At 73.3% G+C, this 13,701-nt stretch carries 9 protein-coding genes; all 9 read right to left on the bottom strand.

What is annotated here, in order from left to right:
- The 9 genes from AC1DE0_RS09580 to AC1DE0_RS09540 all read right to left on the bottom strand — a co-directional run bounded on the left by AC1DE0_RS09580 (position 1) and on the right by AC1DE0_RS09540 (position 13,683).
- Positions 1–1,059: a hypothetical protein gene (locus AC1DE0_RS09580; protein ID WP_478099733.1), complete on the bottom strand. Its 1,059-nt coding sequence runs from the start codon at positions 1,057–1,059 to the stop codon at positions 1–3.
- Positions 1,056–2,339, bottom strand: coding sequence for a lipopolysaccharide biosynthesis protein (locus AC1DE0_RS09575; protein ID WP_478099731.1), 1,284 nt, complete (start codon positions 2,337–2,339; stop codon positions 1,056–1,058). The genes AC1DE0_RS09580 and AC1DE0_RS09575 overlap by 4 nt, the downstream gene beginning before the upstream one ends.
- The gene (locus tag AC1DE0_RS09570) at positions 2,336–3,685 is read right to left on the bottom strand and encodes an O-antigen ligase family protein (RefSeq protein ID WP_478099729.1); all 1,350 of its coding nucleotides are present in this window, start codon (positions 3,683–3,685) and stop codon (positions 2,336–2,338) included. Before AC1DE0_RS09570 ends, AC1DE0_RS09575 begins: the two co-directional genes overlap by 4 nt.
- Positions 3,679–4,722: a phosphotransferase family protein gene (locus AC1DE0_RS09565; protein ID WP_478099727.1), complete on the bottom strand. Its 1,044-nt coding sequence runs from the start codon at positions 4,720–4,722 to the stop codon at positions 3,679–3,681. The genes AC1DE0_RS09570 and AC1DE0_RS09565 overlap by 7 nt, the downstream gene beginning before the upstream one ends.
- Positions 4,719–5,156 carry a hypothetical protein gene (locus tag AC1DE0_RS09560; RefSeq protein WP_478099725.1) on the bottom strand — a complete coding sequence of 146 codons (438 nt, stop codon included), beginning with the start codon at positions 5,154–5,156 and terminating at the stop codon, positions 4,719–4,721. The genes AC1DE0_RS09565 and AC1DE0_RS09560 overlap by 4 nt, the downstream gene beginning before the upstream one ends.
- Entirely contained in the window at positions 5,153–6,328 is a 1,176-nt protein-coding gene (locus AC1DE0_RS09555) for a glycosyltransferase (protein WP_478099723.1), read from the bottom strand. The genes AC1DE0_RS09560 and AC1DE0_RS09555 overlap by 4 nt, the downstream gene beginning before the upstream one ends.
- Positions 6,325–7,401 (bottom strand): hypothetical protein, encoded by a 1,077-nt coding sequence (locus AC1DE0_RS09550; protein WP_478099721.1) that lies wholly within the window; start codon positions 7,399–7,401, stop codon positions 6,325–6,327. Before AC1DE0_RS09550 ends, AC1DE0_RS09555 begins: the two co-directional genes overlap by 4 nt.
- 8 nt (positions 7,402–7,409) lie before the next feature.
- On the bottom strand, positions 7,410–8,822 hold the full coding sequence (locus AC1DE0_RS09545) for a YveK family protein (RefSeq protein WP_478099720.1): 1,413 nt from the start codon (positions 8,820–8,822) through the stop codon (positions 7,410–7,412).
- A gap of 361 nt (positions 8,823–9,183) precedes the next feature.
- A complete protein-coding gene (locus AC1DE0_RS09540) occupies positions 9,184–13,683 on the bottom strand; it encodes a right-handed parallel beta-helix repeat-containing protein (RefSeq protein ID WP_478099718.1) in 4,500 nt (1,499 codons plus the stop codon).
- Positions 13,684–13,701 lie beyond the last annotated feature (18 nt).

Below are 13,701 nucleotides of genomic sequence, written 5' to 3'. Positions count from 1 at the left end.
TCACCCTGTTCCCGACGCGACCAGCACGCCGCTGAAGATCGACACCGCAGCAGCGACGTCCTGGTCGAGTCCGACTTGAAGCGACGACGGCGTCATGTGGGTCCAGAGCTCGACGCCCCGCCGGCGTCGGTCGAGCAGGGCCGCGGTGAGCGCGTTGGGCGCCAGCTTCGGGTCGGTCAACGTGTACGTGCCGCCCTTGTAGGGCTGGCTCCACGTCCAGATGTCGACGGCCCGCGCGCCGTGGGCGAGAGGCACGTCGACGTAGGTGTGCACGTCCGCCTCGGCCGACACCCGCGTGCCCTGGTAGGTGCCGGGGTGCGCCAAGGCCTTGCGCGCCTGGAGCCGCACCGTGCCGCCCCACCGTCGTGACGCCTCGTCCCAGGCGGCCGCCATGGCGTCGTCACGCGTGGTGCCCCATGCCGAGTACTCGGACTCCGTGCGCAGACCGGCGCTGAGGTCGACGATGTCGAGGCCGCCCTGGGCGACGTAGCGGTCGACGGCTGTGAGCGCGACCGCCGGGTCGGCGGTCGTCGCGTCGGAGCCGCAGGTGCCGCGGCTGGTCGCGGAGTCGGGACCCACGACCGAGGCGGGCACCCCGACCCAGCTGAGACAGCCGAGCTCGGGCACGATGAGGTCGACGGCGACCTTGCGGCCGGGCAGCCGCTGGTGGAGGGCACGTGTGGTTGCGCTGAGGAAGGCGAGGTCCGTCGTCGCGTCGGTGCCGTCCTGGTAGCCGAGCTCGTCGGCGATCTTGACGCCGGCCACCCCCTGCCGACCCGCCAGCGCCACGACCGAGTCCATGACCTTCGCGTAGCGGTCGGGGCCGGCGACCCAGGCCTTGATCAGGTCCGCCTCGACCCAGGGCTTCGCGCCGTGCGCAGCCACGGCTGCGGCGAGGGCGGCGTACTGCGGCCGCACGATCGCCGATGCGCTCGGTGGCGTGGACGGGGTCGCGGCGGACCCCTCGGTGCAGGCTGCCGCGCCGAGGACGACGGGCGCGACAAGGGCCACGAGCGCGGCGGCCGGGCGGGTCGGTCGTCCCGACCTGTGCCGGCTCACGTCGACCTCACTGAGATCCGACGCCACGCCCAGACGAGCAGGATGTCGGTGACGAGGTAGGCCACGGCGCTCGCCCACGCAGCACCGAGAGACCCGTGTCGTGGGATGAGGAGCAGGTCGAGGGCCAGTGTGACGAGGAAGCCGCCCCCCAGGATCAGAGAGCTGAGCCCCGGCCGGCCTGCACCGAGGAGGTAGCCCGACGCGACCCCGGCCGCTGGCTCGAGGACCAGACCGAGCGAGATCCAGACGGCGGGCCAGACAGCGTCACGGAACAGCTCGCCGTAGGCGAAGGGAAGCACGACGGCGGCGCTCGAGGCGACGACGACCGCGGCCACCGCACCGATGGCGACGAGGCGACCGACCCGCAGCCAGTCGTGGTGCCACGCTCCGCCCCGGCGCCCGGCGAACTTGGGGTAGGTGACCCAGGTGAGCGCGAGGCCGGGCAGGCGGAGCAGCTCGGCGTACTTGGAGGCGACGACGTAGACGCCCACCTGGGCCGGGCCGGTGAGGACGCCGAGGACGACGACGTCGAGACGCAGGTTGAGCAGGTTGAGGATGCCGCCGACCTGGCTGCGGGCACCGAACGCCGCCACGCGGCGGGACAGCGCGAGGTCGGGCCGACCGGCCAGACGGCCACCCTGCTCGTGGACGCGACGCCCGATCCTTACCCACGCGTACGCCGCGACGACGAGATCGGCGAGGAGCAGCGAGGTCACGAGCAAGGGTCCGCCGCGCGCGCCGAGCGCCCAGATCGCCACGAACGCCGGGACGAAGACAGCCTCCTCGGCTGCGGTCACGATGTTGGACCCGCGCGGGTCGCCGAGCGCCTGCAGACAGGACTTGCCCACGGCGACGGGCAGCTGCGTCGCGACTGTCGCACCGGTGGCCAGGACGGTGAGGGTGGTGGTGGTCGGCATGAGCCGGTCGTGCACGAGCGGCGTCAGCAGGAGCCAGACGCCGGTGCCGAGCGCCGCACCGAGCACCATCAACGAGATGATGGTCGGCCAGAGGCCGGGGTGCCGGGAGTCCGCCCCGGCGACGAAGTAGCCCATGGCACCGGGCAGGCCACAGGTGGCGACGACCCCAACCAGCCCAGGCAGCACCCGCATGAGCGCGAGCAGGCCGACGTCGCCGGCACCGCCCACGCGCGCCACGAGCACGGTCACGACGGCGACGGAGAGCAGCGCGACCACGCGAGCGCCGACGTTGCCGAGGACCGACCTGGCCGTCTCGCCGCGCAGGACGCTGGGTCGCACCTCGAGGGTGCGGGTCCGGATCATCGCCACCACGTCCGCGGCACGTGCAGGAGGCGGTCTCTCGTGGCGCCGGGGTCGATCCCGGCGACGAGTCCCAGGAAGGCCCAGACGTGCCGGAAGTGCAGCACCTCGTAGAACAGGGCGCCGACGGCGAGCGCGCAGCCGACACCGAGGAGCACCTCCGGGCGCGGCACGAGCTCACGGACCCACTTCGACTGCCGCCCGGTGACGAGGCGCCCGAGGCGTGCAGCCACGGCGAGGAGCAGGATGACGAGTCCGACCCCGCCCAGCGCGCCACGCTCGACGAGCGTCGCGAGGTAGTCGTCGTGGGCCTCCTTGACGTAGGCCGCACCTGCCCCCTTGAGCGCGGCCTTCGTCTGGCCCGGGCCGACGCCGACGAGGTCGCCCCCGAGGTAGAGGCCGATGGTCTCGGTGGCCAGCTGCTCCCGCGACCCGCTGGACTCCCCCGAGCGGCCCAGCGAGTCGCGGAGCACCTGCACGCTGTCGGACGCCATGGCGCCGACCCGGTTGACGTCGACGTGGGGCACCACGAGGGCCACGCCGGCCAGGAGGAGCAGTGCCGTCGAGGCCGCGGCGAGCACGCTGCGGCGACGGGCGAGCGAGACGATGAGGCCGACACACGTCATCGTGGCCAGGCCGACGGCCGCTCCGTTCGAGCCGGTGAAGACCAGGGCGAGGAGGAGGACGGCCACGGCGAGGATGCGGACGAACGTTCGACGCACGACCGAGGTGGCCACCAGGAGCCCGAGGCCCAGGAGGAAGTAGTTGGCTGCGAGGTTCGGGTCGGCGAAGGTAAGGGAGGCGCGGCCTCCGTCCTTGGCCGATGTTCCCGCCATCCAGCTGATCCCCGCGATGCGTCCCGTGCAGAGCACCGCCGCCCACAGGACGCTCGACCACACCCAGACGCGGAGGAGCCCCTCGAGGAGCCAGCGACGGCGGCGGATCGCATTGGCCAGGGCCGCACCCCAAGCGAGGAGGAAGAGGTCCTGCAGGACGGGCAGCAGTGCCACACCGACCTGCACGTGGTAGGCGGCCACGGCACCCGCGACCATGAGCAGGGTGACCGGCAGCACGTAGGGCACGAGCACCGGAACGCCCTCGCGCTTCAGCCAGACCACGACCGCGACGACGGCCATCACCATGCCGACGTCGGCGATGGCCGTGTTGCCCGGTCCGCTCGGCACGAGCAGCGGGAGTCCGGCCAGGGCCACCCCGAGCAGGTATGCGACGTGGCGGGGTCCGCGGGAGAAGTACGGGTCGCCGAGCGGATAGCGGTCAGCGGGGTGGGCTCCGCGCGCCGTGGTTGCTGCGCCGGCCGCCAGTATTCGTGGCCCCGTGGTCGTCAGCACGGGAGCAGCTCTCCCGCGAGCGCGAGGTGCCGGCGCGCGAAGGCGGGCTCGTCGGCGGTCGCGGCGACCTCCGCGGCCGCGAGGCCGAGCGCCTCACGCCAGTGGCCCGGGTCCCTGCCGGTCCGACGCAGGTGGCCGGAGACGACGGCCTGGACCAGCTCGGACAGCCAGCCGGCACCGGAGGCCGCGAAGCGGACCGGTTCGCCCCACGAGCCGGCGACGAGACCCGGGTGGCCGCTGACCCGGCGTCCCGGAGACGTGTGCCGGTCGAGGTAGAGCAGGTAGGCGAGCACGAAGCGGGTCACGTCGCGCAGCGCATCTCCGCCCACCTCCGCGTGCTCCCAGTCGACGACACCGGTCACGGGGCCGCCCGCGCGCAGCACGTTCCCGCACCAGAAGTCACCGTGCACCATGGTGCGGGGCAGGTCGGCCGGCAGGGCGAGCTCGTCCGCGACGGCCTCGACGGCAGCCTCGACCGTTCTCGCCTCCGCATCGCCCGGCCAGCGGGCAGCCAACCGCGCAGCCAGCGCGGCGGGGTCGGTCGGCACCCGGTCAGTGGGTCCACCGGTGACCTGCTCCGGCACCGGCACGCGTGCGAGCTGCTCCAGCCAGGAGACCGCGGCGTCGAGATCGCCCCGGACCGTGGCGGGCCGCGCCGTGTGTCGCCACCGGTGGTAGTCCACGGCCATCGGCACGCCGGGGACGACGGTCGTGACGAGGACGGCGCCCTCAGAGTCGTGACGGCAGTCGAGGACACGGGGCACGGTGCCTCCCACCAGGTCGGGTCCGAGCTGTGCCGCAGCGGTCAGTGCTGCCGTCTCAGCGAGCACGGCAGGCACCGCTCCTCGCACCAAGGCGACCTTGAGCGCGAGGCCCGGTCGTGCGTCGGGGGGCCGGAAGACGAGGACGGTCGCCTTGGGATGATCGTCGCGCGACAGCCCGACCACGAGCAGCCGCCTCGGGCCCGGACCCGCGTGGTCGCGCAGCGTCGCCCGAAGCAGGTCGGCCGCTCGACCCTCGACGACCGCGGTGGTCATGTCCGTGTCCCGATGACGAGTCGACCGGGCACCGCTGCCGCCACGACGAGCCGCACCGCGGCCGCACCGCCCGGGTGGGCGATCGCGCGCCGCGCCAGCCGGCTCATCCCATGGACCGCCGAGTGCCCGAGGGCGACACCGGGAGGAGGGGCCAGGAAGGTCTCGACCAGCCACGCGAGGGTTACGACGTCGTCGCTCATGACGAACGAGGCCAGCCGCCAGCTGGGCAGGACCACGAACTCGGCGTCGATGCGCACACCGAGCCGGGCAGCGGCCCGGCGCAGACGCCGTCGGCCACCGGGCCTGCGGTCGGCCAGCGCCACCACCGTGCCCGCGGGAGCCCGCCGGACGCGTACGCCGTCGGCGTGCTCGCACGGCCACGCGACCACGGCCCCGGTCGGCACGAGGAGACCTGCGGCTGGGGGCAGCGTCACGACGCCCGTCCCAGCTCGGCACGGACGAAGAGGTGGCTGCGGCGGCTCGGGGCCTGCGTGTAGACGTGGTCGAGGACCTCGCCGGCGGTGCGGGCGTCGTAGCGGGCGCCGAGGTGCTCACGGGCCCGAGCGGCCCACACCCGCGCCTCGTCTGGATGCGTCAGGGCATGGTCGAGCGCTGCTGCGAGCAGGTCGGGTCGGGCGGGCGGCACGAGCAGGCCCGTCTCCCCCGGGACCACGACGTCCGGCACGGCGTTGACGGCCGTGGCCACGACGGGGATGCCGCACTGCTGGGCCTCGACGATGACGCAGGGCAGACCTTCGTAGCGGCTGGCGAGGGCGAAGACGTCGAACGCCGGGAGCAGCTGGGCGACGTCGTTGCGGTTGCCGAGCAGGCGTACCCGGTCGTCGAGCCCGAGGCGGTGCACGTCGGAGGCCGTGCGCGCTGCCAGCTCGCCGTCGCCGACCCAGACGAGCAGCGCGCGTGAGCGCATGCGGGCCACGGCGTGCAGCAGGTGCTCGGGCGCCTTCTGGTGGTCGAGGCGACCGACGGTGCCCACGACCTGCGCGTCGGCCGGGATCCCGAGAACCGCACGCGCGCGCGCACGCGTCGCCGGGTCGAGGACGACCGTCGGGTCGTCGACGACCGGGCCCACCGTGTGCAGCTGCTCGGGCCGGGCGAGTCCCCGCCGGAGGGCCTCCACCGCCACCCCGGTTCCCACCGCGAGATAGACGTCGGTGATCCTCGAGAGCCGGCGCTCGACCGCGACGTAGGCCGCGTGCGGCGCCGGGTTCTGGAACTCGTGGAACGGGAAGCCGTGGAGCGTGTGGACGATGAGGCCGACACCGGCGCGGTGCGCGGCGAGCCGTCCCAGCACGCCGGCCTTGGCCGAGTGGGTGTGGACGACGTCGGGGGCGTGCGTGCGCACCAGTCCGAGGATCCGGCGCAGGGCGGCCGCGTCGTCCGAGGGGTTGATCTGGGGCACGAGCTCGGGCACGACGACGACCTCGACGCCGGCGGCGCGCGCCCGGTCGAGCAGCACGCCTTCCCGCGTGCCCGTGACGAGGATGCTCTCGTAGCGCTCGGGATCCAGCGCCGTGGCGCCGCGCACGACGACCCCACCAGCGCCCGCGACGCACCGGGTGACGATGTGCATGATGCGTCGTCTCATGGCCGCCAGGCCTCCTCGCCGGTCAGCACCGGCATCGCGCGTACGCGGGTGACGAGCTCCTCGAGGGTGAGACCGGGGCGGGAGGGCAGTCGGACCTCGTAGGCCGGCAGCCGCCGCGCGAGCAGGTCGGACACCTCGACGACCGGTGGGTGGGCCGGACCTCGCCCGGTGGCGAGGGCCAGGGTGGCGGCGAAGGCCCAGTAGCGGCGCAGCTCGCCCGCCGCATAGGTGCCGCCCACGAGCTCGCGGGCCGCCGCCTCGTGGTCGAGGTGGCGCACGGCGGTGTCGTCGGTGTCCCCGCGCCGCAGCACGAGGATCGCGTCCGGAACGACGGCGTCGCAGTGCCGGACCCAGCCGGACTCACGCCGTCCGTGCGGCATCCGCCGACCCGTGCCGAAGGTGGTGCGCGCCGGCTCGAGCAGGCCCTGCAGCTCGGTGCCGTCGGTCGTGCAGATGTTGTCGCTGACGGGTGCCCCGGTGGCGGCGTCGAGCGTAGCCACCAGGGTCGACTTGCCGACGCCGCCGGGACCCGCGAGCACCACGCCGTGTCCCGAGACGGTGGCCGCCGACACGTGCAGCGGAGCCCGGCCGTGCACACCCGCCCACCAGAGCGCGGGAAACTGCAGCAGGACCGCCCGGTGCAGCAGCAGCCGCCGGTCGGGCGCCGCGAGGCCGAGCGCCCGGTGTCGCCAGGCCGGCGCCGGGTGGACGACCACCTGGAGCCGCGTTCCGTGCGGGTGCAGGACGAGGTCCAGCCCGCTCGCGCAGGCGTCCTGCAGGATCACCTCGTGCCCGTCGGTCCACGCCCCACGCGTCACCAGCCGGTGCCGTCCGCTCGGGACGACCGGCTCGCCCTGCGCCACGGTGACGACGACGTCGACGGCCCGGGCCCGGGAGGAGGACTCCGGGCCGCCGTGTTCCTGGTTGCCGCGCCCTTGGCCGTCGAGGGACTGTCCGCCGGGCCCCTCGTCCTCGAGCTCCTGGCCGGCGCACGCTTCCCGCACCACGCGGGTCCACCGCGCCGCCGCGGGGCCGACGGCGGAGACCTCGACCGTGAGCCCGGCTGTACGCATCCGCACGCTCATCGGTGCAGCACCTCTCCCGGATCCGTCGCGTTCCAGTGGTCGCTGTGGTTGACGCCGTTCTGCGCGGTGCCGGCCGGCTTCGCGGTGCCGGCCGGCTTCGTGACGACGGGCATGGTGGGGACGACGGGTTCGGGCCGCGGGGTCTTCCAGGGGAGGACGGTCCACGGCAGTCCCGTCGCGACCGGCTGCTCGTGCTTCGCAGCGGCACGCTTCAGGGTTCGCCGTTGCCAGAACCAGCGGCGTGGGTAGCTGATCATCCCCACGACGGGCCAGCCCAGCGCGTCGACGAACGACATGGTGTCGACCAGGTCGCGCACCTTGACGTGGCGCGGTGTGAGCACCGCGACGACGGGTGAGGTGCCGGGCTCGACCCACCCGCGACCGACGACGGAGCAGGTGACCCGGTGCTGCGCCTTCTCGCCGTCGGGACCGAGCAGGGTGGCGACCGGCCTCGCCGCAGGCTCGTCCCGCGGGTCCACGAGGACGGCGAGGGTGTTGCTCGCGTCGTACCTCCGGGCCAGCAGGGCAAGCCGGTCGGCGATCGGGCCGGCCGCACTCGTGGTTCGGCGTGACAGGTCGAGTCGCGGCAGGTGCCCGACGAGCGGCACCTCGAGCGTGCGCGCGATGGAACGGCTCGAACGCAGGCGCGGACGAAGGGCCTCGAGCCCCGTTGCGAGCCCGCCGCCGACGAGCGCCCCGATGAGGGCGGCCAGCACAGCGCGCTGGGTGTCCTGCTTCGGCAGGGCCAGCTTCGGCACGCGCACCGGGTCGAGCAGGACGGCGTGCGTCGGAGAGGGTGCGGCCAGGTTGAGGTCGGACATCTGCCGCTCGAGCTCGGCCTGCGCCGTCGTCAGGGAGGTCAGCTGTGCCTGGATCGCCAGGACGGCGCCGGGGCCGGCCGTGTTGAGCAGACCGGCGAGCCTGCTGCGCTGGCGGGCGAGGGAGTCGAGCTGACGCTGCACACCCTGTCGCCGTTGGTTGCTCGTCGGCTGGTCGCCGACGTTGGAGACCTTGATGACGTCGTTGGTGATGGACCTCGCGATCGTCGCCGCGCGCGCCGGGCTCGTGTCCGACACCACGATCTCCATGACGGGCGAGACGCCCACCCGTCGCACGTCGATGTAGTGGGCTGCGAAGTCGTTGGCGTCGGCGCGCAGTCGGGCCTTGTCGAGCGCGGAGCGCACGACACCGGGGCTCGTCGCGATGCCGAGGACCCGTTGGCTCGTGGCGTCCGCCTGGACGTTGGAGGCGGCGAGCTCGGTGCCCATCTGGACCCGGGCCACCGCCTCGTACACGTCAGGCTCGCCGCGGCTCACGTACGACACCACGCCGTAGGGGGCCAGGATGCACAGGAGGATCAGCAGCCAGTGTCCCCTGATGACCCGGCCGAACGCGTCGTCGATCGTCAATGTCCCCACCCTCTCGAAACCGCACTGGTGTCTCTTTCGACGCTAGATGTGCCCTCCCGGAGGGTCATCGCGTGCCGAGGGGACAGCCGCCTACGTCGAACGACGGACCCCCGCTCGGCGGCGACCGGCGCTGCCGTCCCCGGCCCGCGTGGGCGCGGTCGGCCGACGTGCGCGCGGTCGGCCGACGTGTGCGACAGCACACCTGCCCATGGCGCGGCGGGGGCCGCGCCATGGGCGACGGGCGACCGGGGCGACGCTCCCACTGGGGGGTTGGGGAAGTGGTCGTCGCCCCGGCCGCGCTGGGGGCAGGCACCATCCGGGCTCGGCCCCCCGGGCGGGGTGCCGGCACGATCTCGGTGCGCTAGAGGCGGAGTTTCGCGGAGGCCGTGTCGCTCTGGCCGGTGTCGTCGGTCACCGTGACACGAGCCATGATGTTGTTCCCGCCGACGGCATACGTGCAGGTTGCGGTGCGTGCGGACGTGGGCCCGACGACCGTCCCGTTGCCGCACGTGTACGTGTACGTCAGCGCGTGCTGCTCGGGGTCGACGGACCCGGAGGCGTCCAGGGTGGCGACCGTGGGTGCCCGCGGCGCCGAAAGGGTCACGACGAGGCTCGCGACCGGCGGCTTGTTCGCCGCGACGGCCAGCGTCACCGTGGGACTCGTCGCCCTCTGCCCGGCGTCATCGGTCACCGTGACGCTCGCCTTGAACGAGCCGCCCGCGGGGTAGCTGCAGGTGGCCGTCGAGGAGCTCTGGGGCCCGACCGAGGTTCCGTTGCCGCAGGCGAAGGTGTAGGTGAGCGGCCGACCCTCCGGGTCACGAGACGCGGACGCGTCGAAGCGCGCTGTCGTCGGCGCCACGGGCCCAGGTGGCGACGCCACGGTCATGGCCGCCGTCGGTGGCTTGTTCGCCGCAGCAGTCACCGTCGTCGTGGCGGTCGCGGTGCGGCGGCTGACGCCGCTGAGCACGGTCACCGAGGCGGTGACGGTCCCTGCCTTCGCGTAGCTGCAGACGGCCGTGGGCGAGCTCTGGGGGGTGCCGGTGCCACCGGTGCTGCACACGAACGTATAGGTCAGGGTGCCCCCCTCGGGGTCGGTCGACGCAGCTGCCGACAGCGTCACGGTGAACGGCACGACACCCGACGGCGGTGAGGCCGACAGTGCGGCCGTCGGCGGCGCGAACGGAGGCGAGACCGGGACGGCCGTCGTAGCGGTGGAGTCGAGGCCCAGCTGGTCCACGACCCGCACCGAAGCGGCGTAGCTGCCTGCGACGGCATACGTGCACGAGGCCGTGGCCGCCGACTGCGGACCGACAGTCCCGCCGTTGCCGCAGGTGAACGTGTAGCTGGCGAGGGGGCTGTCGCCTTCGGTCGAGGAGGCGGCCGAGAGCTGGACGGTCAGGGGCGCGCGGCCCGTGGCCGGCGACGCGGACAGGGCAGCCGTGGGCCCGGTGGGCTGGAGCGAGCCGTGGTACTCGAGGGCGCCGCGGTCGCCGTACGCCGGTGTGCCCGCCCCGCTGTCAGGGATCAACGGCACGTCGACGGGCGCGATGCCGTCGTGGTCGGCCGGAGCAGCCCCCGGAACGCCGAGGTCGGCACTGTCGACGGCGGGCGACGTGAGCTTCAGCGCGAGGTTGCGGCCCGCCTGGTCCACGAACCGCGGTGCAGCACCGAGGTCCTTCCCGCCCTGGCCGCTGGCGGTCTGGAACGCGGCCACGGTCGAGTAGGGGGCCGAGCTCCATTCGTAGAGAGGCCCGCCCGCAGTCTGGTAGACGAGGTTGCTGTCGACTGTCGATCCTGGCGCCGAAGCCTCGTCGAGCCTGATGTCGCCGATGGTGCGCGTGCTGGCGACCGCGTTGTCGATGCTGACGTTGTCGGCGACGACCGACCCGGAGCAGCCGCCCTCGAGGTTGATCCCTGCGGTCGAGTTCCCGACGACGGTGTTGCCGACGACCCTGTCCCCGACCGAGCCGAGGCAGTCGAGGCCGTGGTCGCCGTTGTCGTAGGAGATGTTGCGCCGGACCGTCGCATTGTCGGAACCGGTGTAGATCTCGATGCCGGAGTCCTGGTTGGCATACGTGGTGTTGCGCTCGACGAGGGCACCGGTGGAGCCGAGGCTGACGTCGATGCCGTCGGCGAGGCGCTGGGTCGGCTGCACGTTGTCATGGGCGACGTTCCCGGAGACGGTCGCGCCGGTGCTCGACTGGATGCTGATGCCGTGGAAGCCGTTCGAGGACGCGACGTTGCCGGACACGAGGGCGTCGGGGCTCGTCGCGATGCGGATCCCGATGGAGCCGTTGTCCGATGTCGTCGCCCCCGAGACGGCCGTGCGGCTGGAGCGGTCGGAGGAGATGCCATAGCTCGACTCGAGCCTGGCGACGGCCGACGACACGACGACGTCCGACGAGTCCTGGATGCTGACGCCGGGGCCGTTCTGTCCCTGCGTCGTGAACCCGTCGACCACCACGGAGCGAGCGCTCCAGAGCTTGAAGCCATAGGTCCGGGTCGAGGCCTCCAGGGTCGCTCCGAGGGCCGGGTTGGCGCCGCCGGCGTCGACGTACAGCGTGCTCGCCGCGGCGTCGTAGAAGAAGGTGCCCGACGTCGTCGTGGTGCTGCTCGAGGCGGGCGTCAGCCGCGAGCCGTTGCGCAGGACCTGGGTGATCGGGGCGGAGCTCGCGACGGGGGCCTTCCAGGCGTTCGTGGACGTCGCGGTCCACAGCGTGCTGGCGGACAGGTCGCTGGACCCGAGGACGCGGACGACGCCGTGCGCCCGGAAGGTCAGCGGAGCCGTGGGCATGCCGGTGTGGGCCGGTGTCACCTGCTCCCGGTAGTCGCCGGGCTCGACGAGCACGGTGTCACCGGCCAGGGCGACGGAGGCAGCCCGGCCGATGGAGCAGAACGGTGGCGACGTGCCGCCGCCGGCGTCGGAGCAGGTGGGGTCGGCCCCGTCGACGTGGTAGACCACCCGGGGCCGGTCGGTCAGGGTGACCGTCATCTCCGAGGTTCCGGTCAGTCCTCCGACGTCGGTCACGGTGACGCGCACGACGTGCGTGCCCACCGTCGCGATGTCGTGCGACGCGACGGCCGAGGCCTGCGGCCCGATCACCGTCCCGTCACCGAAGTCGAACGTGTAGCTGGCGATCCCCTGCCCGTCGACGTCGCTCGAGCCACGGGCGTCGGCCGTCACGGGCACCGAGGGCGGCACCTGGCCGGTCGTGGCGGAGAGGACGAGGGCGGCGTGGGGTGCGTTCGTCGCCGAGTCCCCCGGCTGCGGAACGCGTTCGAACGCTCCGCGGTCCGCGTACGCGGGGGTCCCGGTTCCGCTGTCGACGACGGTGGGGTCGTCCACAGGGGCCTGTCCCGCGGCGTCGTTGCTCTCGAAGCCGAGGGCGGTCACGTCCGCCGAGTCGACGGCGGCCGACTGGGCGCCGAGGCGGAAGTCGTGGGCTGCCGCGTCCGCGAACACCGGGTCGCTGCCCAGACCTGCCGCCTCCATGCCCGTCGCGGCCCGCAGCTCGGAGACGGTCTGGTAGCGCGACAGCCCGATGCGCGCTGCCGGCACCCACTCGCTGTTCCACAGCAGGTCGCTGTCGGCCGTCAGGCCCGTGGCAGACGTCTGCTCGACGTAGAGGTCGTGGCGGCCGGTGGACAGGCCGTTGTCGACGCTGATGTTGTCGCGCAGCGTCGCGCCGGTGCTCTGGCCCTCGATCGAGATGCCGTCGTCGTGGTTGCCGTATGCCGTGTTGGACAGGTAGCGCACGTCCGTCGACCCGAGCGTGTCGAAACCGTGGTTCCCGTTGCCCCAGCTGACGTTTCGCAGCACGAGCGCCCGGGCGGAGGCGCTGTAGACCTGGAAGCCGCTGTCCTGGTTGCCGTGGGACACGTTGCCGCGCAGCACGGTGTCCGTCGAGCCCGAGCTGACGTCGACGCCTGCTGCGGTGGCGGTGCCGGACGTGACGGCGTTGTCGGCCGTCTCGGAGTACTGGACGACGTTGCCGGTCGACCCCTGCAGCGAGATGCCGTGGTTGCCCGACCCGGTGACCTTGGACCCGGAGATGGTCGAGGCCGTCGTCGCACTCAGCTTGATCCCGATGGAGGCCGACGAGGTCACGCTCGCCCCGGAGACCGTCACCGCCGAGCTCGACGCCTCGAGCAGGATGCCGTAGCTGGCACTGACGGCGCTCGAGTCGTCACGCAGCGTCACGGAGCTGCTGCCGCTGACGCGCAGCCCGACGCCGTTCTGGCCGGTCGTGGCGAAGCCGGCGATGGTGACGTCGGTGCGTCCAACCACGTTGAAGCCGTACGTCTGCGCGCCGGCCCGGATGGCGCGCCCGCTCGGCGTCGAGCCGCCGAGGTTGACGTGCAGCACCTTGGCCGCCGCGTCGTAGAAGAACGAACCGGCCGCCAGCGTGCTCGCGCCCGTGCCCGCCGCCAGGCGGGCGCCGTCGACGAACACCTGCTTGGGGACGCTCGGAGGTGCGTACGGCGTGCTGAACGTGCCTCCCGTGGTCGGCGTCCAGACTGCGGTCGAGAGGTCTCGCGTGCCGTCGACGACCACGCCCGGGGCCGCAGCCACGAAGGTGATCGGCACGCCGCCCGCCCCGGAGGCACCGACGGTGACCTGCTCCGGGTAGGTGCCGGGACGCACCGTGACCGTGTCTCCGGGTGTCACCGCCTTCGAGGCGGCTGCGGAGATCGTGCAGAACGGCGTCGTGGCGCTGCCGGGCCCGGTGTTGCTGCAGCCCGCCGCCGTGTTGTCGACCCACCAGGAGGTGGCTGCAGACGCGGACGGTGCCGCACTGAGCTGCAGGCTCAGCGCCAGGACGACGGCGGCTGGGCCAGCGAGCGCCACTCGACGGTGCATGGTCGGCTCCTCAAGGGG

It is taken from the genome of Terrabacter sp. 05T424 (genome assembly GCF_056396225.1).
This window is presented reverse-complemented; position numbering and strand designations above follow the sequence as displayed.

Coding starts and splice junctions, on each gene's coding strand:
- AC1DE0_RS09575 (WP_478099731.1), bottom strand. CDS start 2,339: ATGATCCGGACCCGCACCCTCGAGGTGCGACCCAGCGTCCTGCGCGGC.
- AC1DE0_RS09565 (WP_478099727.1), bottom strand. CDS start 4,722: ATGACCACCGCGGTCGTCGAGGGTCGAGCGGCCGACCTGCTTCGGGCG.
- AC1DE0_RS09555 (WP_478099723.1), bottom strand. CDS start 6,328: ATGAGACGACGCATCATGCACATCGTCACCCGGTGCGTCGCGGGCGCT.
- AC1DE0_RS09550 (WP_478099721.1), bottom strand. CDS start 7,401: ATGCGTACAGCCGGGCTCACGGTCGAGGTCTCCGCCGTCGGCCCCGCG.
- AC1DE0_RS09540 (WP_478099718.1), bottom strand. CDS start 13,683: ATGCACCGTCGAGTGGCGCTCGCTGGCCCAGCCGCCGTCGTCCTGGCG.